Genomic DNA, 22,799 nt, shown 5'->3' with positions numbered 1-22,799 from the left:
TCCCGAGGAGAAATCAAAATATAAAATCAAATAAATAATGAGCTAGTTGCAACTTAGAACAGGAGGAAATATCTAGCCGCTCTCCTCCTGTTTTTAAAAACACTGCTTGATTATTATCAGAGCCAAAACCACTGTCAGATTTATCAATGGGGTTGGCCACGATCACATCTAAATTCTTCCTTTGTAATTTCTCTTGTGCGGGGGTGACAATATCCCCAGTTTGTGCTGCAAAACCAATTAGTAATTGATGGGGTTGTTTGATTTTGCCCAGGTGGGCTATTATATCCGGTACTGGTGTCAAAGGTAGATTTTCCGGTAGGGAGGACTTAGGGATTTTTTCTGCGCTATAATCCCCTGGTTTCACATCTGCAACTGCTGCGGACATGATAATTATATTGGCACTGGAGAAATATTCTAACATTGCTTCTTGCATTTGTGCTGCACTAATCACCGGTATACCCTTGACCCCCAGGGGAACACTCCAGCTAGAAGGACAATGGACTAGTGTTACCTCTGCTCCCCTGTGTAGTGCTGCTTGTGCAAGAGCTAATCCCATTTTACCTGTTGCTGGATTGCCAATAAACCGCACCGGATCTAAATATTCCCTAGTTCCTCCCGCACTAATCAAAACTTGTTTTCCCCTTAAATCTCTTTTCCCTTGAGTATGTAATAAAGATTTTACCCAAACCTCTATTTCCTCCGGTTCCGCCATTCTCCCCGCTCCCGTGCGATCGCACGCTAATAGTCCCTGAGCCGTTTGCATAGCATAAAACCGAGGATTTGTCAATATTTGTTGCCAATTCCTTTGTACTGTGATCTGTTCCCACATATCAGTATTCATAGCAGGTGCTAAAAGTATGGGACAGGTAGAAGCCAAAACTGTATTTGTCAATAAGTTATCAGCTATGCCATAAGCCAACTTAGCTATAGTATTGGCTGTTAAAGGGGCGATAACCATAATATCGGCCCACTCTCCCAATTCTATATGAAGGGGACGGGAGTAGATTGGTTGCCAAAAGTCATCATCAGTATAAGCCTGATGGCGAGAAAGGGTAGAAACAGTTAGGGGAGTAATGAATTTTTGAGCTGAATTGGTGAGGATAACTTTTAGTTCCACTTGTGATTGGAACAAGGTGGAAATTAGCTGACAAATCTTATAAGCTGCGATACCACCTCCCACAGCAACAATGACTTTTTTTCTGGCCGAATTGCTAGTTGACATGAAATTGGTGGAAATGAAAATCAAAACTACCCAAATCTAGACCTGGGTAGTTTTGAGTGAGTTTTAACCGGTTCAACCCTAAGTATTACTCTTTGGGTTTTCTTTCAAAGCGAGGAGGTTCACGAAAGGCGATCGCAAAGAATAGAACGCCTATTGCTAAAGCCAAAATTAAAATGTATGCAACGCTTTCCATGTTAGGATTTCCTATCAGGGTAGTATTTTGATTTTATCAAACACAGTGAAAACCGGGAGGTTTGGTCACCAATTGACATTAAACAGGCCCGGTGGCAAAAAGTAGGAAGTCTGAAGACCCATACTTTTTGCCTTACACCTAATTAAGCTTCCTTGCGAACACGAGTAGTCTTATCACCCAATTTTTGGAACAGACCCCACTCTACTTGTTCTTCTAGGTCTGCTTCCACACCTGCGAACACATCGCGGTAGATAGTTCTAGCACCATGCCAGATGTGACCAAAGAAGAATAAGAGAGCAAATACAGCGTGACCGAAGGTAAACCAACCTCTAGGAGAGGTGCGGAACACACCATCAGATCCCAAGGTTTCACGGTCGAATTCAAAAATCTCCCCACCTTGAGCTTTCCGGGCATATTTCTTCACATCAGCAGGGTCTGTGAATGTTTGACCATTCAAATTACCACCGTAGAAGCTAACAGTTACACCTGTCTGCTCAAAGCTGTATCTGGATTCCGCTCGACGGAAAGGAATGTCAGCGCGGACAACCCCATCCTTATCGGTCAAAATCACAGGGAAGGTTTCAAAGAAGTTAGGTAGACGACGAACAGTCAGTTCCCTTCCTTCCGAATCTGTGAATACTGCATGACCTTGCCAAGATTGGGCAATGCCATCACCCTTAACCATAGGACCTGTGCGGAATAATCCACCTTTAGCGGGACTATTACCCACATAGTCGTAAAAAGCTAACTTTTCAGGGATTTGTGACCATGCTTCTGCTAAGGTCGCACCACCAGCTACACTGGATTGGACACGACGTTGAATTTCTTGTCGGAAGTACCCTTGATCCCATTGGTAACGGGTAGGTCCAAACAGTTCAATGGGTGTAGTTGCATTTCCATACCACATTGTTCCTGCTACTACGAAGGCCGCAAAGAACACTGCTGCAATACTGCTGGAAAGTACGGTTTCGATATTACCCATCCGTAGAGCTTTGTAGAGCCTTTCCGGTGGTCTAACCGATAGGTGGAATAAACCAGCAATAATACCTACTACACCCGCAGCAATGTGGTGAGCCACAACACCACCAGGGTTAAAAGGATTAAAGCCTGCTGGTCCCCATTCAGGGGCCACTGGTTGAATACTGCCAGTTAAACCATAAGCATCAGAAACCCACATTCCCGGACCAAATAGACCGGTAAGATGGAAAGCACCAAATCCAAAACAAAGTAAACCGGATAAGAACAAATGAATGCCAAACATTTTTGGCAGATCTAAAGCAGATTCGCCAGTGCGGGGATCTCTGAAGAGTTCCAAATCCCAATAAACCCAGTGCCAAACAGCAGCTAGGAATAATAGACCAGAGAGAACGATATGAGCAGCAGCTACGCCTTCAAATGACCAGAAGCCAGGATCTACTGCTGTACCACCTGTTACGCTCCAACCTCCCCAGGATTCGGTTACACCTAAGCGTGCCATAAAGGGCAATACAAACATCCCTTGTCGCCACATGGGGTTGAGAACAGGATCACTAGGATCGTAAACAGCTAGTTCATAGAGTGCCATTGAGCCGGCCCAACCAGCAACTAAGGCTGTGTGCATCAAGTGTACGGAAATCAGTCGGCCTGGATCGTTCAGCACCACTGTATGTACTCGGTACCAAGGTAGTCCCATTGACTACGCTCCTCCTTAAAAAGTTAGTTTACAAAGCAATTTTCTTACTGAGACTGCTCAGGTGATAATCTACCACTCACAGGTCTCCGGTCAGTTTTTGTTATTGCCAGTCTTGATTGACATGTCCCCGCTTTGGAAAAATGGGGATTTTAATCGGTGAGCGGATTCGGGTTGAAGCCGCACATCTACTCCATCACGATATATCTTAGAAAGCTTATCCAATTTATATCGTTGTGGCACTGTGAAACATACCTTAACCACCTTGGCTAGGGAAATCCCCAGCTGTGTAGCTAGGTTTATTATCGCCGATTTGCTGTTATAAGTTAAGTCCCTCCAGCCCATCACTTTCAGGAACTCCCCTATTTCAGCTCCAAGCAAAATGAGAATTTTTTAGTAAGTATAACCTGAAAATGTGATTGTTGATCCAAATGTCTTTGTTATTATTCCAGGAGAAGGAGGTCAAGTTTGGCAAGTTCGCCAAATTATTCCTAAGGTTAAAACAACAATGGTCATAACTAAGTTTTTCCGCTGGTTAGGTAAACCAGCCAAATTTCTATCCGTATTCTCTTTATGCTTCTTAGTGACTATTAGCTGTAGTCCTACTCAGCAGTTAAATACCACTCCCCAGAATACTTCCGCTGATGCTCGCATTACCATAGGCACTACTGCCAAACCAAGAACTCTTGACCCCGCTGATGCTTATGAGTTAGCATCCCTGGGTTTAATTTTTAATATGAGCGATCGCCTGTATACGTATAATCCAGGTAGCACGGAAATTCAACCACAACTGGCTACTTCTTTACCTAAAGTTAGTGCGGATGGGTTAACATATACCATACCTTTGCGTAAAGATGTGGTTTTTCACGATGGTACTCCCTTTAACGCTAAAGCTATGGAATTCAGTATTCAGCGGTTTATAGAAAATAAGGGTAAACCCTCGTTTTTACTTTCTGATACTATAGACTCAGTAAAAGCAACTAAGGAACATGAATTAACAATTAGACTAAAGAAACCTTTTGCCGCTTTTCCTGCTTTATTAGCCTTTTCGGGGGTGTGTCCGGTATCACCTAAATCCTATCAAATTGGGGCGGGTAAATTCCAACCTAATATATTTGTGGGAACTGGTCCATATAAACTGCAAGAATATGGGGCGGATTCGTTAAAATTTGATGTTTTTGAGCAATATTGGGGAGAAAAACCGGCAAATAAGGGCATTAACGTACAAATTCAATCCAGTCCCGTCAACCTGTTTAATGCCTTTAAAACAGGGGCGTTTGACGTTGCTTATTTGTCATTACAACCAGATCAAATTCGCAGTTTAGAAGAGGGAGCAAAAATAGGAAATTGGCAAGCAATAACTGCTCAAGGTAGTGTAGTTAGTTATATAGTACTCAATAGAAATCAACAACCCCTAGACCAACCAGAAGTACGAAAGGCGATCGCCTCACTAGTCAATCGTCCTTTATTAAACGAGAGAGTGTTATATGGTCAAGCGGATCCGCTTTATAGCATGATTCCAACAACATTTAGTGTTTCCCAACCATTATTTAAAAACAAATATGGTGACGGAGAATTTGACCGAGCTAAAAACCTATTAACTGCTGCGGGATTCTCTGTAGAAAAGCCAGCCAAAATTCAAGTTTGGTATCCTTCCAGTTCACCTACCCGTAGTTTAGTGGCACAAACCTTAAAATCCCTAGCTGACACCAAAATGGGTGGAATATTACAACTAGAAATTAAAACTGTAGAAGGAGCAACATTCTTCAAAGAAATTTCTAAAGGTTCCTATCCCATAGCCCTATTAGATTGGTATCCGGACTTTTTAGATCCCGATAACTATGTCCAACCATTTTTGGCATGTGAGCAAGGTTCAGAAAGCAAAGGTTGTGAAACAGGTGGTAGTCAAACCCAAGGAGCTTTTTATTATAGCCAAACCATGAATAAATTGATTGATCAACAGCGTCAAGAGCAGAATCCAGAAGCCAGAAAGAAAATATTTAATCAGATTCAGAACCTGGTTTTAGAAGACGTTCCTTATATTCCCCTATGGCAAAACAAAGATTATGTCTTTGCCCAAAAAGGCGTGAACAACGTCCAACTTGATCCCACTCAGAATCTGATTTACAAAAATATCAAAAAATAAAAACCCAAAAAACAATTATTGCCCTATGTCTCGGTCTAAAGCCCTCCAGTATTACATAGCTTCTCGGTTATTATTTGCACCGCTGCAATTATTAACCATTGTCACCATTGTCTTTCTTTTATTAAGAGCAACACCGGGAGATCCAGCAGATGCTATTTTAGGAGGTAGGGCTCCAGAAAGTGCCAAAGAGGAACTGAGAAAACAGTTGGGATTAGACCTACCCATTTGGCTACAGTATATCAACTACCTGGGGAACATCCTCCGTTTTGACCTGGGTAGTTCCCTAACTAGTCGTGGTCAAAATGTCTGGCAAATCATCAGTCAACATTTTCCCGCAACAGTGGAACTAGCAGTTTGTAGCATGTTAGTAGCCCTCATTGTGGGGATTTTAGTAGGAACCCTTTCTGCATCCCGTCCAGGAACTCCCTTGGATTTGGGGGGGAGATTATTTGGCATTATTACCTATGCACTCCCCATGTTCTGGGCGGGAATGTTATTACAATTAGTCTTCTCTGTCCAGTTACAATGGTTTCCTAATTCCAATCGTTTTCCTCCCAATATTAGTCCCCCCACAACTATTACTGGTTTATATACCATTGATAGTTTATTAAGTGGTAACTTGAATTATTTTTTCCTGGCCTTGCATCATTTAGCTCTACCCAGTTTAACCCTAGGAATTTTATTAAGTGGCATTTTTGAGCGAATAGTTAGAGTGAATTTAAAAGAAACTCTAAAAGCTGACTATGTGGAAGCAGCTCGAGCTAGAGGAATACCAGAAAACAAGATTTTAGTATCCCACGCTTTAAAAAATGCCCTCATACCAGTAATTACAGTTTTAGGGTTAACATTTGCTTCCTTATTGGGAGGAGCAATTTTAACCGAGGTGACTTTTTCTTGGCCCGGGTTGGCCAATAGACTATATCAAGCAATTGCTGACAGGGATTATCCTACTGTGCAGGGAGTGTTAGTATTTTTCGGGGGAATTGTTGTTAGTGCTAGTATTGTGATTGATATTCTCAATGCTTATATAGATCCAAGAATTAGATATTAGGTGGGTGGAATTAAATATAAGATGAACATAGGATGGGTTTCGTTCCTCAACCCATCCTACAAATAATTGTGCCTCCCTACTTAGATTTGGGTGGGCTTAACGAATACTCCGGGGATCAAGAGCATCTCTCAATCCATCACCAAGCAAATTAAATGCTAAAACTGTCAATATTATCAGCATAGCTGGAGCTAGAACTAACCAGGGTTGTAAAACTAAAATAGAAGCATTACTAGCTAAAGAAAGCATGTTTCCCCAAGAAGGATCAGGTTGTTGAATACCTAAACCAATTAGACTTAATACTGCTTCTGCACCTATAAAACTAGGAATAGCTAAAGTGGCTGAAATAATTACATAACTGGCGGTTTGAGGTAATACATGACGGAAAATAATATAAAAAGGTTTGCCTCCCATAGCTAGTGATGCTTGAACAAATTCCTGTTCTTTAATAGACAAGACTTGACCACGAATTACTCGGGCCAAACCAGCCCAACTAATCACTGAAGTAATTAAGACTATTAGCAGAAATCTTTGTGTGCTGGTCAATTGAGGACTTAAAATTCCTGACAGTGCTGCTAATAAATAAATACTAGGAAAGGTCATCAAAACTTCTGCCAACCGCATAATAATAATATCAATCCAACCACCAAAATAGCCAGAAATACCACCAATGATTAAACCTAATGGGTAGGTAATAATAATCCCAAAAATGCCGATAAATAGACTAATCCTTCCCCCATGTAGCAACCGACTAAATTGGTCTCTACCCTGTTCATCTGTTCCCAACAAATTAATTTTAGCTGGGTCTTTAGCACCAAATAAATGTAAATTTAGGGTGATACCAGGAATAATCTTTACTTCTTCCCATGTGGGAGGTAAGGGTAATTTTACCTCGAATAATGTATATTCAGAACCAATTACAAATAAACCCAGAGATGATGGTTTTTGAAAATCAACAATTAGTTTTCTTTCTCCGCTTTCTAAATTTGTATCCCCCTGAGTTGTCGGATAAATATGTGGTCCAATAAATTTACCATCTGGCGTTTTCCAATAAATTTTGGTCGGTGGTAATAGGGAACCATGGGGTTGAGAATCATAAGGATTATAGGGTGCTATAAAATCGGCACCAATTACTCCTATGTAAAATACTAACAGTATTATTGCACCAAATCGCGCTAAGTTGTTATTCTTTAGTCTTTGCCACCAGTTCATAGTTCTAATTTCTGAGTTTAATTACAATTGGGGAGGATCTGGCAAAAATCTCTTGACACTAACAGATTTTTGCCTTACCATTGAACTCGAGTTCAATGGTCGATTCAACTGTTGACTGCGGGTGTAATTCAGTGGTAGAATGTCTGCCTCCCATGCAGAATGTCGTGGGTTCGAGTCCCATCACCCGCTTACTCTATCTACAACCTAGGGATTCACGAGTGTTAACTCCCGTTTGAGAGTTAACTCCACTAGCATTAGCACACAGTTTTTTCACCTCCACTCCATCTAAAATGGCATTGGTAAAGTCAGCACCGGTAACATCCACATTGTCAAATGTCGAGCGCAACATCATGGCATTAGTAAAAATGGCATCGCTTAAATTAGAATTCTTAAAATTAGACAAGTAAGAAATTCCGTCACTAAAGTTGACCCCATGTAAATTCGCACCAGTTAAGAATGTGCCATTAAATACTACACCTCGCAAATCAGCATTACTAAAGTTAGCATTTTCCAATTTAATGTTGGTGAACTCCTTACCTACTAAACTTTTTCCCGAATAATCTTGAATTTCTATCTTACTCCCTGCAGACCGGGTAATACTAGAAGAACTGGCTGCTTGTGCGGGTAAGTTAGATACAAAGAACACTGCGGTTAAAACTAAACCGACAAATATTTGCCAATACTTCATGATTTTTGAGTAATAAATCTTATCAATCTACAATATTAGAATATCTAAAATACAGTCAGTTAACTCAAAACTCGTGATCAAATCAGACAGTCCTGTAAATCATTCTGTTCCTTCACCAGGGGGAAAAACCCCTCTATATCAAACTGGTGTGGAAATGAAAGCCAGATTTACCAACTTTGGCGGTTGGGAAATGCCTTTACAATACACCAGTATTATTGAGGAACACCAAGCTGTGAGAAATGGTGCGGGAATGTTTGATATTTCCCACATGGGTAAATTTACCCTCCAGGGTAAAAACCTCATGGTCCAACTGGAAAAATTAGTCCCTTCTGATTTAGGTAGTTTGCAACCGGGTCAATCTCAATACACTGTACTATTAAATGCTCAAGGTGGTATTATTGACGATATTATTATTTATTGTCAAAGTAGGGAAGATACAAATAATGAAAAAGTGGTAATTATTGTTAACGCAGCTACCACAGATAAAGACAGGAATTGGTTGTGCCAAAATCTGGACTTGAATCAAATTCAATTTGAAGACCTATCTAGGGATAAGATATTAATTGCCCTCCAGGGTCCAAAAGCTACTGGTATATTACAGTCTTTTGTAGCTGATGATTTAACACCTATCAAAGCTTTTGGTCATTTAGAAACCGAAATTTTGGGTGGTAGGGTCTTTTTAGCTCGTACTGGTTACACAGGGGAAGATGGCTTTGAAATCATGGTAGATTCGGAAAGGGGACTGGAATTTTGGCAATGTCTCCATGGTGCGGGTGTCACCCCTTGTGGATTAGGTTGTAGGGATACATTGCGGTTAGAAGCAGCTATGTCACTTTATGGTCAAGACATTGATGATCATACTACACCCTTAGAAGCTGGTTTGGCATGGTTAGTCCATTTAGATAAAAAAGGTGATTTTATTGGTCGAGAGATTTTAGAACGGCAAAAAATACAGGGGGTGGAGCGTAAGTTAGTGGGTTTACAAACTCAGGGAAGAAATATTCCCCGTCATGGCTACTCCGTTCTATCATCTGGAAAAATTATTGGACAGGTGACCAGCGGTACTCTGTCTCCCACCTTAAACTATCCTATTGCTCTAGCTTATGTATCTGCTGAGTTAGCAAATATTAAACAGCAGCTAGAAGTGGATATACGTGGTAAAACCTATCCAGCCCAGGTGGTAAAACGACCCTTCTATAAGTCTAAAAGTCGTGTCCACAAATGATGGTTGGAGACCCTTAGCTTGCAATCAATCTTTGAATTTGGTTGAATTTGGTTTTAAATCTATAGAGGAAAATTATGGAGCTCAAATATCCCGAAGATTTACGGTATCTCGATAGTCATGAATATGTACGAATAGAAGGTGAGATCGCTACTGTGGGCATTACTGATTTTGCCATAGACCAATTGGGAGATATAGTATTTTTAGAACTGACAGAAGTTGGAAATGATGTGTCTGGAGGAGAATCCTTTGGCACAATCGAATCAGTCAAAGCGGTGGAAGAATTAAAATCCCCAGTCACAGGAGTAGTTATAGAAAGAAACGAATCCTTGATTGAGTCTCCAGAATCCATAGGAAATGACCCCTATGGAAATGGCTGGTTTATCAAAGTACATATAAGTAATCCCCAAGAAGTGGTGCAGGGAATGACAGCTGGAGAATATGCTGCTTTGGTAGAGGGAGCATAACTTTTGGTTGGATTCTACCTCCTGTTCTCCAGATAAAAAATGGAGTCATGATATTAAGTTCCCTAACTCAAGTATGATAGGGATATAAAGAAATGTAATGCTAATAAATGATGATGCCAGATCAATCCTATAAGATCAGACATCACTGGGGGCGTTAGCATTTCGACTCAGACAAGAGTTGATATAGTGCTACCAATCTTGTCAAAATACTCAACAAATCACACAAAGAGCGTGTAGACTATGGCTCAATTTTCTGAATCAATGGACGTACCTGATATGGGTCGTCGCCAGTTTATGAACTTACTCACCTTTGGGACTGTTACCGGGGTAGCTGCTGGAGTGCTTTATCCGGTTGTTAACTACTTCATCCCGCCCGCTAGCGGTGGTGCTGGTGGTGGCTCAGTAGCAAAGGATGAACTGGGCAATGATGTTAGTGTCAGCAAGTTCCTTTCTAGTCACAATGTGGGAGATCGGACTTTAGTACAAGGATTAAAGGGAGACCCTACCTACATCGTGGTGGAAACTAAAGAAGCAATTGCTGATTATGGCATTAATGCTATCTGTACTCACCTGGGTTGTGTTGTTCCCTGGAACGTAGCAGAGAATAAGTTTAAATGTCCTTGCCACGGTTCTCAATACGATGCTACTGGTAAAGTTGTACGCGGACCTGCACCTAAATCCCTAGCTTTAGCTCATGCTAATGTCAACGATGACACTATCGTTTTGACCCCTTGGACGGAAACTGACTTCCGCACTAATGAAAACCCCTGGTGGGCTTAATTCAATGCTGACTAATGACAACTGACTAACTAAAACCGAAACGTGACTTTATAGAGATGAGAAACGCCCTTACACCAGCGAGGTTAACTCGCGCTGCTAAGGTAATGTTAAATACATTACTAATAGCGATCGCCTCCGTGACATTTTCCTTGGCTAGCGATTTCGTTCAACCCCAAAGTGCTGCTGCTTATCCTTTCTGGGCGCAGGAAACTGCTCCCGAAACACCTCGCGAAGCCACAGGGCGAATTGTATGTGCCAACTGTCACCTAGCTGCCAAAAACACGGAAGTAGAAGTACCACAATCCGTACTACCTGACACCGTATTTAAAGCGGTGGTCAAAATACCATACGATACCAGCGTACAGCAAGTAGGAGCGGATGGTTCTAAGGTTGGTCTAAACGTTGGAGCGGTATTGATGTTACCGGAAGGGTTTAAGATTGCTCCAGAAGATCGCATACCAGAAGAACTCAAAGAAGAAGTAGGAGATCTACCATTCCAAACCTACAAGGAAGATCAAGAAAATGTAATTATTGTTGGGCCATTACCTGGGGAAGAATATCAAGAAATTGTTTTTCCTGTATTGTCACCTAACCCTGCTACCGACAAAAATATCCACTTTGGCAAATATTCCATTCATGTTGGCGGAAATCGGGGACGTGGACAAGTTTACCCCACAGGTGAAAAGAGCAACAATAACATTTACAATGCTTCTGCTGGGGGGACAATTAGCAAGATTGCCCAAACCGAAGATGAAGATGGTAATGTCAAATCTATAGTTAGCATCACCACTGCATCGGGAGATGTGGTGGAAGACACTGTCCCTGCGGGTCCGGAATTAATTGTTTCTGAGGGACAAACTGTAGCATCTGGTGATGCTTTAACCAATAACCCCAATGTGGGTGGTTTTGGTCAGAAAGACGTAGAAATTGTCCTACAAGATAGTTCTAGGGTTGTGTGGCTGATTGCCTTTATCTGTTTAGTCATGATGGCACAGGTAATGCTAGTGCTGAAGAAGAAACAAATAGAAAAAGTCCAAGCTGCTGAGATGAATTTCTAAATTCCCTGCTAATCGCACTTTTTTCTTGGGACAGGCAAAAAGCCTGTCTTTTTTTCCAGCAACCCCTACTTTAAATGGCGGTTACCACACTTGAGACCCATTTGACAATTTTCTTAACATTTTGTTATCTTTATTTATATAGAGTAATAAAGACTCATTCAACAAGGAGTTACTCAAATGGTTGTGTTAATTGCATTATTTGTTATTGGTTGGGTCGCAGCTGGGTTGATTGGTTCCCTAGCATATTTTATGGGTGAGCAAAGCAAGCCCATTCATGAACGTAATTGGCGTTCTGAGTCGTTTGCAAGACTAGCCAAGTCAATTACCGGTCAAGAAATTAATTATGAAACCCGCACTCCTGCTTATGGTATGGATGCTTACACCAGCCAAGGCTTATCTGAGTAGAGTTTGGAAATAAATAAGGCAAATAGCCGTGCTGTTAAAAGTTTAGACAGCACGGTTTGTTATCTAGGTATGAAAATTTTGGATCAAATCATAAAAAGGTTGCCAATTATCCTGTTCCACAATTGGTTGCCAAATCTCTTCAATTACTGGTCTTAGTAAATTGGACTGGGGATTATATTGGATTAAGGTTGTACCAACATTCGTCGCCATTTCTTGGGAAACCGAATTGTTGAGGACTTGATGATAAAGTGCACACCAGTTTTTAAAAACAGATAATGACCTTGGCAAAATTTGTGATTCCTCCATAATTAAACTAGGTTCCTCACGCCATCTGGGGGAAAATGTCTTTGCCATATCGGCAAAAAACTGATGATAATTAATTTGACTTTCTTTTAAAAAAATAATTGTGAGATCTAACAAATCATCAGCTTCTGGAAATTTGGGTTGGGCGAAACCTAATCTTTTCAACATCAAATTCCCATATTCTGCATGGTAGTATTCCTGAAATTTTGCTAACCCATAATCCAGATCCGCTGGGTCAATCACCGCTTTTAATGGCTCTTGCAACAGTTCTAAATTTAAATAACAAATACTTGGTTGCTGACCATAACAATAACGCCGATAATAGTCAAAATAGGCAGCAGTAAAATTTAAATCATAGGTGGGGATAAAAGCATAGGGTCCATAGTCAAAACTTTCCCCTGTAATAGACATGTTGTCAGTATTTAAAACCCCATGGCAAAAACCCGCGCACATCCATTGTGCCACTAACTCCGCTACTCTCTTCACCAGTTCAGCATAAAACAAAGCATATTTATCCTGCTGATTGTTTAGATCTTGATAATATTGATCAATCACATGATCTAATAATTTCTGGATTAAATCCGGGCGTTTTAAATAATGTAATCTCTCAAAAGTGCCAAATCTAATATGGGATTTACTCATGCGCACCATAACTGATGAACGGGTGGGAGAAGGTTCATCTCCTCGCCATAAAGATAATCCAGTTTCAATCATACTTAAACATCGGGATGTTCTCACACCTAAACGATGTAATGCTTCCCCTGCTAAAACTTCTCTCACCCCTCCCTTGAGGGTTAGCATTCCATCACCACCACGGGAATAAGGCGTTCTCCCTGACCCCTTAGTGCCAAAATCATATAGTTCTCCATCCACACCCCTAACTTGTCCATAAAGAAAACCTCTACCATCTCCTAAATGGGGGTTATATTCACCAAATTGATAGCCGTGATAACGCAGTGCTAAAAATGGTTTCTTTCCTTCGAATTTGCCAAAGCTATCAATAAAGTTTTGGTCTGTAATTATTTGATGGTCTATTCCTAAACGTTCTAATAATGAGTTATTTCGCCAGCGTAAAATGTGTTGGGGAAATTCTTCCGCGTCAACTTCGTCATAGTAATCATTACCTAATGACTCCAATTTATATTCATAGTTGAGGGAAAGTAAAGGATTATGAGAGTTTGTATGATTTGGAGTTTCAGCTAGGGTCATTTTTAGGATTTTTAGTGTTTTCTTGATTCTACATGATTGCTAATTGCCATTGGTCCGTAGATGATGCTAGTCTACTTGTATCCCACGGTTAAAATTTTCGTGTCTTTCTGTTCATTATAAAGGATAGTAAAAGGATAGTAATGGCGCAAATACGCTACGATTGGCAAAAAAATGAGATTTTCGCTATCTACAATACACCATTTTTAGAGCTGGTTTATCAAGCCGCTACTGTACACCGTCAATTTCATAATCCTAAACAAATACAGGTGTGCAAGCTAATATCTATTAAAACTGGTGGTTGCCCAGAAGACTGTGGTTACTGTGCCCAGTCCTCCCATTATAAAACTGAGGTCAAGCCAGAAGCTTTATTAGCTAAGGAAACAGTATTAAATATTGCTCAGAAAGCTAGGGAAAATGGTGTCAGTCGAATCTGTATGGGCGCTGCTTGGCGCGAAGTACGAGATAATTCCCAATTTGAACAAGTTTTGGATATGGTTAAAAATGTAACCTCTATGGGACTGGAGGTCTGCTGCACTTTGGGCATGTTAACAGCCAATCAAGCTCAAAAATTGCAAGATGCGGGTCTTTACGCTTACAACCATAATCTGGATACTTCTGAAGAATATTATAGCAGTGTTATTACCACTAGAACATATAGCGATCGCCTGAATACAATTAAGAATGTTCGATCAACTAATGTGACTGTTTGTTCTGGTGGTATTCTCGGTCTAGGTGAGAGTGTGGAAGACCGGGTGGGAATGTTATATACTCTATCTAGTTTGGCACCCCATCCTGAATCAGTTCCTATTAATATTCTCTCCCAGGTTGAGGGAACACCCCTGGCCGACCAACCGGAAGTTCCTATTTGGGATGTGGTGCGGATGATTGCTACTGCTAGAATCATTATGCCCACCTCTGACGTGCGTTTAAGTGCTGGAAGAGCCAGACTTTCTCCTGTGGAACAGTCTTTGTGTTTTATGGCGGGTGCCAATTCAATTTTTTCTAGTGATGACCAGAAAATGTTGACGGTTACCACCCCTTGTCCCGATTATGACACGGATGGGGAAATGTTAAAGCTATTGGGTTTGCAAATGCGTCCTCCTTCTAAACTTCCTAAAACCCAACCCATAAAACCAGTCGGTTGAGAACCGACTTTGGCTTTCAGACAGGGAATTAATTCCCTGTCTCCCCCACGGACAGTCTCTAGATTATCTTAGCAGCACGAAGACCAAATAATAGTCCCACTGCGATAACTGTAAACACGGCCAAAAAAGCCACATATTCTACTACGGCCATTGATCTTGCTCCAGAATTTAGTTCACTAAATCTATTCAATCATATATAATTTCCCATTATATCCGGGTTTTTCGATGACTTCCGTAATTAAAGTAGATATACCAGAAAATTCCTATCAAATCATTGTTGCACCAGGTAGTCTAGATCAACTGGGCCCACAAATGGCTAGTCTCAGTCTAGGTAAAAAGGTCTTGTTGGTTTCTAACCCCATGATATTTAAGCATTATGGAGAGCGGGCGATCGCCTCTTTGCAAAATGCTGGTTTTGATGTGGTTCACTATAGTCTCCCACCTGGAGAGAGATATAAAACATTAAACTCTATTCAAAAAATTTATGATACAGCTTTAGAACATAAATTAGAGCGCAACTCTACCATGGTAGCTTTGGGTGGTGGTGTTGTGGGTGACATGACGGGATTTGCTGCTGCTACCTGGCTAAGAGGAATTAATTTAGTACAAGTCCCCACTAGTTTATTAGCGATGGTTGATTCTTCCGTGGGTGGAAAAACAGGGGTTAATCATCCCTATGGTAAAAACCTAATCGGTGCATTTTATCAACCCAGATTAGTACTAATTGACCCTCAAGTTCTCCAAACCTTACCTAGCGGTGAGTTCAGAGCGGGAATGGCGGAAGTGATCAAGTACGGGGTAATTTGGGATCCCCAATTGTTTACTCAGTTGGAAGCGAGCAAGCACCTTGATCAACTCCGCTATGTAAAATCCGACCTGATAAACTATATCTTAACTCATTCTTGTGCAGCTAAAGCAAATGTGGTCAGTCAAGATGAAAAAGAATCTGGAATCCGGGCAATTTTGAATTACGGCCATACTATTGGTCACGCAGTGGAAAGTGTCACTAAATATCGAGTGTTTAAGCATGGTGAAGCCGTAGGTCTTGGTATGATAGCGGCGGGGGAAATTGCTGTTAGGTTGGAACTTTGGTCAAAATCAGATGCAGAGCGTCAAAATACACTTATCAAAAAAGCTGGACTGCCAACTAAATTGCCTGTGGGTTTGGATATTAATCAACTAATTGATGCCTTACAATTAGATAAGAAGGTTAAATCAGGAAGGGTGAGATTTGTCCTACCTACTCAAATAGGAAAGGTTCTAGTTACAGATCAGGTACCAACGGATATTATTACTCAGGTTTTGTCCAGTTTTAGTTGTTAGATGCGTTTATTAAAGTCCCCTATCTGTTTCTTGGATTCCATTAGGCTCGGTCTTAGGTTGAAATTGTGGAGTTTTGGTTATTAATAGGTAACCAATTCCTAGTAGAACCACACTAATCAGTGCTAGGATATAACCGAATGGCCGGGGTTTTTTAGTGTTTGATATTATTGTTTTAGGACAGTTCGATGGGATAATACTAAACGGTTGTCTCAATTCTTCTAGTACCTTGTCCGCCAAACCATAGCGGTTCTCAGAACTAGCTACTAATAACTTATCCAAAATCTGCTGCAATTTCTGACTTAAAGGTTGATTTAGATAGTTACGCCAGTTTGCCACCCAGTTATAACCGTCTTTAAGCCAAAGCTCATAGGGATTTTTACTAGTAAGCAGGTAAAAACAGGTTACACCGAGACTGTATAAATCACCAGCAGTACTTGCCACACCATCAACTCTTTGCTCCCAGGGTGCATAACCATCTGTACCAATCCGAGTTCCTGAAGTTGCTCCTCCTTGTAATTCCTTTGAAGCACCAAAATCAATCAACACCAATTTACCATCTTTGTGACGACGCATAATATTTTCCGGTTTAATATCTCGGTGTATAATTCCTTGCTTATGAACTTCCTGGAGGATGAGCAATAAGTCCTGCAAAAACTGGCGAATTTTACCTTCGTTGAACACACCTTCAGTTTGTAGTTCTTCGAGTAAATTTTTGCCATCAACAAACTGCTCTACTAAATATAACTGTCGATTTTCTTGAAAGTATGCAAATAAGCTAGGTATTTGGGTGTGTTCGGCCAACTTTTGTAATTGCTGTGCCTCTTGTAGAAATAACTCTGTAGCTTTAATTAAGGCTTGTGTTGTTTGATTACCTAAGGAAGGTGCCAGCTGTTTAATTACACAAAGTTCATTTAATTTATGAGTGTCCAGCGCCAAGTAGGTTTTAGCAAATCCACCGCCCCCTAAACGTTTAACTGGTTGATAACGATTCTTCAATATTACTAGAGGAGTGCCACAGGTAGGGCAAGAACTAGTGTGATCTGGAACTTGGGGATTATCACATTCATAAGTAGGATTCAGACAGCATATCTGATTCATGGCTTTTGGTGGGAGGATATTTTTACTGAATATCTAAGCTGGTTTATTATCTAGTTCGCATGTTTATTTTAGCACGAATGGTTCCGGGAGTGATCATTATTCTTGCGGGGTCGAATAGTTAAGAAAAGTCCCATATAATGTATAATTGTTAAGAAGTGGAAAAACATTGGCAAAAAGTGAACTCTGTGTGTTAATTTTCTGTCAGTTGTTGTTGGTTAATGAACTACCTGTCTCGACAGATCTGTAAAGTACAGCATTTTGGTAAATAAGGTATGCGAAAAGAAAGTAAAAATAATAATCTAAATCTAAATAGTGCAAATAAACTAACACGTAATTTATTATTCTTGTTTTTAACTTTAGCTGGTAGTCTGCTAACAACAAACTTTTTTGCACCAGCACTAGCACAATCAAACACGGAAAGTAATGGTTTGGAACTGTTACCAAGAGTCGCTAATAAGAATAAGGTCAGAATTGATGGTTCGATTAAATTGTTAGTAATCAACCAAAAGCTGAAAAATAGCTTTCAGGAACTGTTTCCCCATACTCAGGTGGAAATAGGGACAAGCGGTAATGATGCAGCTATTAAATCCTTGTTGAATGGCCAAATTGATGTAGCGGCGATCGCCCGAGGACTGACTCCAGGAGAAAAAGCTCAGGGAATAGAGCAAGTTGTTCTAACCAGAGAAAAAATTGCCGTTGTGGTTGGTGTTGATAATCCATTTCAGGGTGGTTTAACTATTGAGGAGTTTACGAGGATATTTAGAGGTGAAATTACTAATTGGTCCCAGGTAGGTGGGCCTCCCATGGCAATTCGGTTTATTGATCGTTCTGTCACCAGTGAAACTCGCCGTTCTCTCGGTGGTTACCCAGTGTTCAATTTTTCCGAATTTACTACTAATAGTGATAAATATCTTACTATTAGCCGAGATAAAACTACGGAAATTATCCAACAATTGGGTAAGGATGGTATGAGCTATGCCATAGTCAGCCAGGTAAAAACCGTTCCCCAGGTAAGAATACTCAAAATTCAGGGTACTTATCCCGATCATTCCAAATATCCTTTTTCACTACCTCTGGTTTATGCTTACAAGCGTAACTCTGATCCTACAGTGGTTAATTTTGTGGATCTTGCTACCACCCAAGTAGGAAAAAAAGCTATATCTAAGGCCAAAGAAGAAGAGATGTCAGCAGTAGAGACACTACCAAATACAGCACAAAACTCCACCTCTGCTGGTTCTGAGTATCTAGCTCCCATCTATTCCCAAAATGCCCTGCTGTCAAGTTCTGTCTCCCCAGACACTTCCCCAGGAAGAAATAATGGTAATTATTGGGATTATGCTAGGCGGCTATTTTCCGATGTGGTGGGAAACAGAAAACTCCTAGGACTGTTAATTGGTTTATGCTTTTTAGTAATAGTCTTAACGTTTTTAATTTGGCTATTAATGGGGAGAAAATCTCGACGAAAGAAAAATCTTGTTGCTGGAGGGATATCAGGTTCTAGTAAAAGTGCCAAAAGGAGAATTCTGAAAGAAACAGATCACAATAGTAATGAGGATCCAGTTAATTACTCCCCATATCCAAACACGGAGGAAGTGATTGCCAGTGACTCCGATGTTTTCGATCAAGCAGTAGGGTTAGATTTCGGTGAGTTAGTTTGGGATATAGAAGCACCAGTCCCAGTCATCAATACCCTTGATTCTCCAGAATCCCCAATAGAGAATCACAAGAATCACATTCCCCCTACTTCCCAAATCGGTACAGGAAGCTCTATTGTCTTTGTACCACGCTCAGCTAAATGGGCCTATGTTTACTGGTACATTTCCGAGAGCGATCGCCAGTTGGCAAAACAAAGGGGGGGAAGTATTCTAGCCATTAGACTTTATGACGTGACCAATCTGGATCTGAGTGTTCAATCTCCCCATTTGGTTAAGGAATATGAGTGTGAAGAATCAGGATCAGATTACTACCTAGCCATTCCCAGAACCCATCATGAGTACATGACAGAAATCGGGTATTTGACCAATGACCATCAGTGGTTAAACATGGCCCGTTCTCAAACTATCTGGACTTATAATCTTCCGAATAGGGAGTTATAATCACTTGTAGGCATCTAAATTAACCTCATACTCAGATCTAACCATGGTGATTGAGTGACGGGAGCACTGCTAGAAATAAAATCAACTCCCACTTGTGCCACACTGCGAATGGTATCTAGGCTAATATTGCCCGATGCTTCAATTTTCACCCGTTTATCCTGTTGACGAATCAACCCTACTGCTTGAGTCATCAGATCCAGGGACATATTATCCAACATAATAATTTCAGCTCCACATTGTACAGCTTCCTCAACCTGGTCTATAGTTTCCGTTTCCACCTCAATACTTAACGGGTATGGAATTTGCGATCGCACTTGTTGAATAGCCTGAGTAATGCTGCCAGCTGCGACTATGTGATTATCCTTAATCATCACCGCATCATCTAATCCCATCCGATGATTAATAGCTCCACCCACCGCACTGGCATACTTTTCTAAAATTCGCAACCCTGGAGTAGTCTTGCGAGTATCAACAAACCTGGCGGGCAAATCTGCTATTTTTTCCACATATAAATTAGTCAAACTAGCAATTCCACTTAACCGCATCACCAAATTGAGTGCCACCCGCTCCCCCATCAATAACCCATCCCAAGCCCCTGTAATTTCTGCCACCACTTCACCAGGTTGACACGGATCCCCCTCAGCCTTGAGTGGTACAAAACTGATTTGATCATTTAATAGATAAAACACCCTAGCTGCAATTGGCAACCCAGCGATTATCCCCTGGGCCTTAGCCACCCACCTGGCTTGTACAATAGTATGGTGCTGGGATAATAGAGATTGAGTCGTGCGATCGCCCCTACCAATATCCTCCATCAACCAGACCCGCAACATCGGGTCAAGCAATAAAACCGGTGGTAATACACCCAAAAAACCTTTCATCGAATTTTCCATTATTTGTTCAAATACAATCAAGCCTAAGCGAAAATTTCAACAGTTTGCCCATGGCTCAAATGCTTAACCCGTAAAGGATTTAGCCCCTAAAATTTAGCCAAAAAACTTTTTTCCAAAAAAAGTGAAAAAAGTAGTTGACATTCCCAGAGAGGTTCGCTATATTGAATAAGTGGCTGAGAGAGACGCAGGAAACAGCGACTCCCAAGTCCACCCGAACCTTGAAAACAATATAGTTTGAAAGACAGTATAAAGCAATCTACTCGTCAAGAAAATAATACCAGACTGAGGTAATCAGTCAAAGAAAGAGCTAAAAACAAACTTAACAAAACGGAGAGTTTGATCCTGGCTCAGGATGAACGCTGGCGGTATGCTTAACACATGCAAGTCGAACGGGATGCTTAGGCATCTAGTGGCGGACGGGTGAGTAACGCGTGAGAATCTGGCTCCAGGTCGGGGATAACAGTTGGAAACGACTGCTAATACCGGATGTGCCGAGAGGTGAAAGATTTATCGCCTGGAGATGAGCTCGCGTCTGATTAGCTAGTTGGTGGTGTAAGGGACCACCAAGGCGTCGATCAGTAGCTGGTCTGAGAGGATGATCAGCCACACTGGGACTGAGACACGGCCCAGACTCCTACGGGAGGCAGCAGTGGGGAATTTTCCGCAATGGGCGAAAGCCTGACGGAGCAATACCGCGTGAGGGAGGAAGGCTCTTGGGTCGTAAACCTCTTTTCTCAAGGAAGAAGAAAGTGACGGTACTTGAGGAATAAGCATCGGCTAACTCCGTGCCAGCAGCCGCGGTAATACGGAGGATGCAAGCGTTATCCGGAATGATTGGGCGTAAAGGGTCTGCAGGTGGAACTGAAAGTCTGCTGTTAAAGAGTTTGGCTTAACCAAATAAAAGCGGTGGAAACTACAGAACTAGAGTGTGGTAGGGGCAAAAGGAATTCCTGGTGTAGCGGTGAAATGCGTAGATATCAGGAAGAACACCGGTGGCGAAAGCGTTTTGCTAGACCATAACTGACACTGAGGGACGAAAGCTAGGGGAGCGAATGGGATTAGATACCCCAGTAGTCCTAGCCGTAAACGATGGATACTAGGCGTGGCTTGTATCGACCCGAGCCGTGCCGGAGCTAACGCGTTAAGTATCCCGCCTGGGGAGTACGCACGCAAGTGTGAAACTCAAAGGAATTGACGGGGGCCCGCACAAGCGGTGGAGTATGTGGTTTAATTCGATGCAACGCGAAGAACCTTACCAAGACTTGACATCCTGCGAATCTCGGTGAAAGCTGGGAGTGCCTTAGGGAGCGCAGAGACAGGTGGTGCATGGCTGTCGTCAGCTCGTGTCGTGAGATGTTGGGTTAAGTCCCGCAACGAGCGCAACCCTCGTTTTTAGTTGCCAGCATTAAGTTGGGCACTCTAGAGAGACTGCCGGTGACAAACCGGAGGAAGGTGAGGATGACGTCAAGTCAGCATGCCCCTTACGTCTTGGGCTACACACGTACTACAATGCTACGGACAGAGGGCAGCGAGCCAGGGATGGCAAGCGAATCCAGAAACCGTAGCTCAGTTCAGATCGAAGGCTGCAACTCGCCTTCGTGAAGGAGGAATCGCTAGTAATTGCAGGTCAGCATACTGCAGTGAATTCGTTCCCGGGCCTTGTACACACCGCCCGTCACACCATGGAAGTTGGTCACGCCCGAAGTCATTACCCCAACCGAAAGGAGGGGGATGCCTAAGGTAGGACTGGTGACTGGGGTGAAGTCGTAACAAGGTAGCCGTACCGGAAGGTGTGGCTGGATCACCTCCTTTTAGGGAGACCTACCCATTGAGGAATCGAAAGCCGCAGGCGAATAGAGAATCAAATGGTCTACTCTAGGTCGATGACGTAAGATTGTGAAGTCTTTCAAACTAATATTTGGTTCGCGAGAGGGCTATTAGCTCAGGTGGTTAGAGCGCACCCCTGATAAGGGTGAGGTCCCTGGTTCGAGTCCAGGATGGCCCACCTGAATGGGGGTTTAGCTCAGCTGGTAGAGCGCCTGCTTTGCAAGCAGGATGTCAGCGGTTCGAGTCCGCTAACCTCCACATTAGGAAGAAACTAGCAACTAGGAAAGACCTAGACTGCTGGTGGAAACCAGCCAGAACCTTGAAAACTGCATATAGATAGATAAGAGAGCCGAAATCGAAAGATAGAAGCAAGTGAAGAACCAAGTGGTCAAGCTAATAAGGGCTCATGGTGGATACCTAGGCACACAGAGGCGAAGAAGGACGTGGTTACCTGCGAAAAGTTCCGGGGAGTTGGAAGCAAACAGAGAGCCGGAAATATCCGAATGGGGCAACCCTGAACACTGCCTGTTGAATATATAGACAGGAAAGAGCGAACCTGGCGAATTGAAACATCTTAGTAGCCAGAGGAAAAGAAATCAAAAGAGATTCCCCCAGTAGTGGTGAGCGAAAGGGGAAGAGCCTAAACCAAGGGGTATACCTCTTGGGGTAGTGGGACAGCAACATCGAATCCAGAGACTAGACGAAGCAGCTAAATACTGCACCAGAGGGGGTGAAAGTCCTGTAGTCGAAAGTCAAAGGATAGAAGCTGAATCCCGAGTAGTACGGGGCACGAGG

The 22,799-nt window shown here is 42.0% G+C and carries 19 protein-coding genes, 3 tRNA genes and 2 rRNA genes (1 of these 24 cut by a window edge); 15 read left to right on the top strand and 9 right to left on the bottom strand.

Annotated elements, in window-relative coordinates; all coding sequences use genetic code 11:
* Positions 1–13 precede the first annotated feature (13 nt).
* The 3 genes from coaBC to psbB all read right to left on the bottom strand — a co-directional run bounded on the left by coaBC (position 14) and on the right by psbB (position 3,087).
* Positions 14–1,222 carry a bifunctional phosphopantothenoylcysteine decarboxylase/phosphopantothenate--cysteine ligase CoaBC gene (gene coaBC / locus IAR63_RS08645; protein ID WP_187707267.1) on the bottom strand — a complete coding sequence of 403 codons (1,209 nt, stop codon included), beginning with the start codon at positions 1,220–1,222 and terminating at the stop codon, positions 14–16.
* Between the two features lie 85 nt (positions 1,223–1,307).
* Positions 1,308–1,415, bottom strand: coding sequence for a photosystem II reaction center protein T (locus IAR63_RS08640; protein WP_006276052.1), 108 nt, complete (start codon positions 1,413–1,415; stop codon positions 1,308–1,310).
* Positions 1,416–1,557: 142 nt separating this feature from the next.
* Positions 1,558–3,087, bottom strand: coding sequence for a photosystem II chlorophyll-binding protein CP47 (gene psbB / locus IAR63_RS08635; protein WP_096544346.1), 1,530 nt, complete (start codon positions 3,085–3,087; stop codon positions 1,558–1,560).
* A gap of 505 nt (positions 3,088–3,592) precedes the next feature.
* Here psbB and IAR63_RS08630 point away from each other — a divergent pair.
* Together IAR63_RS08630 and IAR63_RS08625 are read left to right on the top strand one after the other, a co-directional pair.
* Entirely contained in the window at positions 3,593–5,230 is a 1,638-nt protein-coding gene (locus tag IAR63_RS08630) for an ABC transporter substrate-binding protein (protein WP_187707415.1), read from the top strand.
* Between the two features lie 25 nt (positions 5,231–5,255).
* Positions 5,256–6,281 carry an ABC transporter permease gene (locus IAR63_RS08625; protein WP_187707266.1) on the top strand — a complete coding sequence of 342 codons (1,026 nt, stop codon included), beginning with the start codon at positions 5,256–5,258 and terminating at the stop codon, positions 6,279–6,281.
* Between the two features lie 96 nt (positions 6,282–6,377).
* Here IAR63_RS08625 and IAR63_RS08620 read toward each other — a convergent pair whose 3' ends face one another.
* A complete protein-coding gene (locus IAR63_RS08620) occupies positions 6,378–7,490 on the bottom strand; it encodes an ABC transporter permease (protein WP_187707265.1) in 1,113 nt (370 codons plus the stop codon).
* 117 nt (positions 7,491–7,607) lie between these two features.
* On the opposite strand from IAR63_RS08620, the gene IAR63_RS08615 reads away from it, so the two are divergent.
* Positions 7,608–7,679: transfer RNA gene (locus IAR63_RS08615), tRNA-Gly, on the top strand.
* 4 nt (positions 7,680–7,683) lie between these two features.
* Here the strand turns inward: IAR63_RS08615 and IAR63_RS08610 are convergent.
* Positions 7,684–8,178, bottom strand: coding sequence for a pentapeptide repeat-containing protein (locus IAR63_RS08610; RefSeq protein ID WP_187707264.1), 495 nt, complete (start codon positions 8,176–8,178; stop codon positions 7,684–7,686).
* Positions 8,179–8,332: 154 nt separating this feature from the next.
* On the opposite strand from IAR63_RS08610, the gene gcvT reads away from it, so the two are divergent.
* The 5 genes from gcvT (at position 8,333) to IAR63_RS08585 (ending at position 12,110) form a co-directional block, all read left to right on the top strand.
* A complete protein-coding gene (gene gcvT / locus IAR63_RS08605; RefSeq protein ID WP_235678394.1) occupies positions 8,333–9,403 on the top strand; it encodes a glycine cleavage system aminomethyltransferase GcvT in 1,071 nt (356 codons plus the stop codon).
* A gap of 74 nt (positions 9,404–9,477) precedes the next feature.
* The gene (gene gcvH / locus IAR63_RS08600; protein ID WP_187707262.1) at positions 9,478–9,867 is read left to right on the top strand and encodes a glycine cleavage system protein GcvH; all 390 of its coding nucleotides are present in this window, start codon (positions 9,478–9,480) and stop codon (positions 9,865–9,867) included.
* 240 nt (positions 9,868–10,107) lie between these two features.
* Positions 10,108–10,647 (top strand): cytochrome b6-f complex iron-sulfur subunit, encoded by a 540-nt coding sequence (gene petC / locus IAR63_RS08595; protein WP_187707261.1) that lies wholly within the window; start codon positions 10,108–10,110, stop codon positions 10,645–10,647.
* A 56-nt stretch (positions 10,648–10,703) separates the two neighbouring features.
* Entirely contained in the window at positions 10,704–11,705 is a 1,002-nt protein-coding gene (petA, locus tag IAR63_RS08590; RefSeq protein WP_187707260.1) for a cytochrome f, read from the top strand.
* A 177-nt stretch (positions 11,706–11,882) separates the two neighbouring features.
* Complete coding sequence (locus IAR63_RS08585) at positions 11,883–12,110, top strand: photosystem II protein, Psb35-related (RefSeq protein WP_057177940.1); 228 nt, start codon at positions 11,883–11,885, stop codon at positions 12,108–12,110.
* Positions 12,111–12,173: 63 nt separating this feature from the next.
* Here the strand turns inward: IAR63_RS08585 and IAR63_RS08580 are convergent, their stop codons facing one another.
* A complete protein-coding gene (locus IAR63_RS08580) occupies positions 12,174–13,622 on the bottom strand; it encodes a protein adenylyltransferase SelO (protein ID WP_187707259.1) in 1,449 nt (482 codons plus the stop codon).
* A 140-nt stretch (positions 13,623–13,762) separates the two neighbouring features.
* On the opposite strand from IAR63_RS08580, the gene bioB reads away from it, so the two are divergent.
* On the top strand, positions 13,763–14,767 hold the full coding sequence (gene bioB / locus IAR63_RS08575) for a biotin synthase BioB (RefSeq protein WP_187707258.1): 1,005 nt from the start codon (positions 13,763–13,765) through the stop codon (positions 14,765–14,767).
* A gap of 58 nt (positions 14,768–14,825) precedes the next feature.
* Here the strand turns inward: bioB and petL are convergent, their stop codons facing one another.
* Positions 14,826–14,918: a cytochrome b6-f complex subunit PetL gene (petL, locus tag IAR63_RS08570; protein ID WP_071985129.1), complete on the bottom strand. Its 93-nt coding sequence runs from the start codon at positions 14,916–14,918 to the stop codon at positions 14,826–14,828.
* Positions 14,919–14,992: 74 nt separating this feature from the next.
* Between petL and aroB the strand changes: the two genes are divergently transcribed.
* Positions 14,993–16,090, top strand: a complete 1,098-nt coding sequence (gene aroB, locus IAR63_RS08565; protein WP_187707257.1) for a 3-dehydroquinate synthase — start codon at positions 14,993–14,995, stop codon at positions 16,088–16,090.
* 9 nt (positions 16,091–16,099) lie between these two features.
* Here aroB and IAR63_RS08560 read toward each other — a convergent pair whose 3' ends face one another.
* The gene (locus IAR63_RS08560; protein ID WP_187707256.1) at positions 16,100–17,188 is read right to left on the bottom strand and encodes a serine/threonine-protein kinase; all 1,089 of its coding nucleotides are present in this window, start codon (positions 17,186–17,188) and stop codon (positions 16,100–16,102) included.
* 272 nt (positions 17,189–17,460) lie between these two features.
* On the opposite strand from IAR63_RS08560, the gene IAR63_RS08555 reads away from it, so the two are divergent.
* A complete protein-coding gene (locus IAR63_RS08555) occupies positions 17,461–19,284 on the top strand; it encodes a DUF4912 domain-containing protein (RefSeq protein WP_187707255.1) in 1,824 nt (607 codons plus the stop codon).
* Positions 19,285–19,298: 14 nt separating this feature from the next.
* Here the strand turns inward: IAR63_RS08555 and nadC are convergent, their stop codons facing one another.
* Entirely contained in the window at positions 19,299–20,177 is an 879-nt protein-coding gene (nadC, locus tag IAR63_RS08550; protein WP_407927154.1) for a carboxylating nicotinate-nucleotide diphosphorylase, read from the bottom strand.
* Between the two features lie 324 nt (positions 20,178–20,501).
* Between nadC and IAR63_RS08545 the strand changes: the two genes are divergently transcribed.
* The 4 genes from IAR63_RS08545 to IAR63_RS08530 all read left to right on the top strand — a co-directional run.
* Positions 20,502–21,989 (top strand): 16S ribosomal RNA (locus tag IAR63_RS08545).
* Positions 21,990–22,108: 119 nt separating this feature from the next.
* Positions 22,109–22,182, top strand: a tRNA-Ile gene (locus tag IAR63_RS08540).
* A gap of 7 nt (positions 22,183–22,189) precedes the next feature.
* A tRNA-Ala gene (locus tag IAR63_RS08535) sits at positions 22,190–22,262 on the top strand.
* A gap of 128 nt (positions 22,263–22,390) precedes the next feature.
* A 23S ribosomal RNA gene (locus IAR63_RS08530) occupies positions 22,391–22,799 on the top strand; it runs 2,412 nt beyond the window's last position.
* The 16S and 23S rRNA genes sit together here with 2 tRNA genes alongside, the layout of an rRNA operon.

Origin of the sequence: Cylindrospermopsis curvispora GIHE-G1, from assembly GCF_014489415.1 — a bacterium.
Lineage (GTDB): Bacteria > Cyanobacteriota > Cyanobacteriia > Cyanobacteriales > Nostocaceae > Raphidiopsis > Raphidiopsis curvispora_A.
Note: the sequence above shows the minus strand (reverse complement) of the source record. Positions and strands in the feature narration are given on the sequence as shown.

Bases quoted from the DNA above. Each gene is read 5' to 3' on its own strand.
- IAR63_RS08555 (WP_187707255.1), top strand. From the start codon at position 17,461: ATGCGAAAAGAAAGTAAAAATAATAATCTAAATCTAAATAGTGCAAAT.
- IAR63_RS08640 (WP_006276052.1), bottom strand. From the start codon at position 1,415: ATGGAAAGCGTTGCATACATTTTAATTTTGGCTTTAGCAATAGGCGTT.
- IAR63_RS08585 (WP_057177940.1), top strand. From the start codon at position 11,883: ATGGTTGTGTTAATTGCATTATTTGTTATTGGTTGGGTCGCAGCTGGG.
- petL (WP_071985129.1), bottom strand. From the start codon at position 14,918: ATGGCCGTAGTAGAATATGTGGCTTTTTTGGCCGTGTTTACAGTTATC.
- coaBC (WP_187707267.1), bottom strand. From the start codon at position 1,222: ATGTCAACTAGCAATTCGGCCAGAAAAAAAGTCATTGTTGCTGTGGGA.
- gcvH (WP_187707262.1), top strand. From the start codon at position 9,478: ATGGAGCTCAAATATCCCGAAGATTTACGGTATCTCGATAGTCATGAA.
- IAR63_RS08560 (WP_187707256.1), bottom strand. From the start codon at position 17,188: ATGAATCAGATATGCTGTCTGAATCCTACTTATGAATGTGATAATCCC.
- IAR63_RS08620 (WP_187707265.1), bottom strand. From the start codon at position 7,490: ATGAACTGGTGGCAAAGACTAAAGAATAACAACTTAGCGCGATTTGGT.
- IAR63_RS08580 (WP_187707259.1), bottom strand. From the start codon at position 13,622: ATGACCCTAGCTGAAACTCCAAATCATACAAACTCTCATAATCCTTTA.
- petA (WP_187707260.1), top strand. From the start codon at position 10,704: ATGAGAAACGCCCTTACACCAGCGAGGTTAACTCGCGCTGCTAAGGTA.
- IAR63_RS08630 (WP_187707415.1), top strand. From the start codon at position 3,593: ATGGTCATAACTAAGTTTTTCCGCTGGTTAGGTAAACCAGCCAAATTT.
- psbB (WP_096544346.1), bottom strand. From the start codon at position 3,087: ATGGGACTACCTTGGTACCGAGTACATACAGTGGTGCTGAACGATCCA.
- IAR63_RS08610 (WP_187707264.1), bottom strand. From the start codon at position 8,178: ATGAAGTATTGGCAAATATTTGTCGGTTTAGTTTTAACCGCAGTGTTC.
- bioB (WP_187707258.1), top strand. From the start codon at position 13,763: ATGGCGCAAATACGCTACGATTGGCAAAAAAATGAGATTTTCGCTATC.
- IAR63_RS08625 (WP_187707266.1), top strand. From the start codon at position 5,256: ATGTCTCGGTCTAAAGCCCTCCAGTATTACATAGCTTCTCGGTTATTA.
- nadC (WP_407927154.1), bottom strand. From the start codon at position 20,177: ATGGAAAATTCGATGAAAGGTTTTTTGGGTGTATTACCACCGGTTTTA.
- aroB (WP_187707257.1), top strand. From the start codon at position 14,993: ATGACTTCCGTAATTAAAGTAGATATACCAGAAAATTCCTATCAAATC.
- gcvT (WP_235678394.1), top strand. From the start codon at position 8,333: ATGAAAGCCAGATTTACCAACTTTGGCGGTTGGGAAATGCCTTTACAA.
- petC (WP_187707261.1), top strand. From the start codon at position 10,108: ATGGCTCAATTTTCTGAATCAATGGACGTACCTGATATGGGTCGTCGC.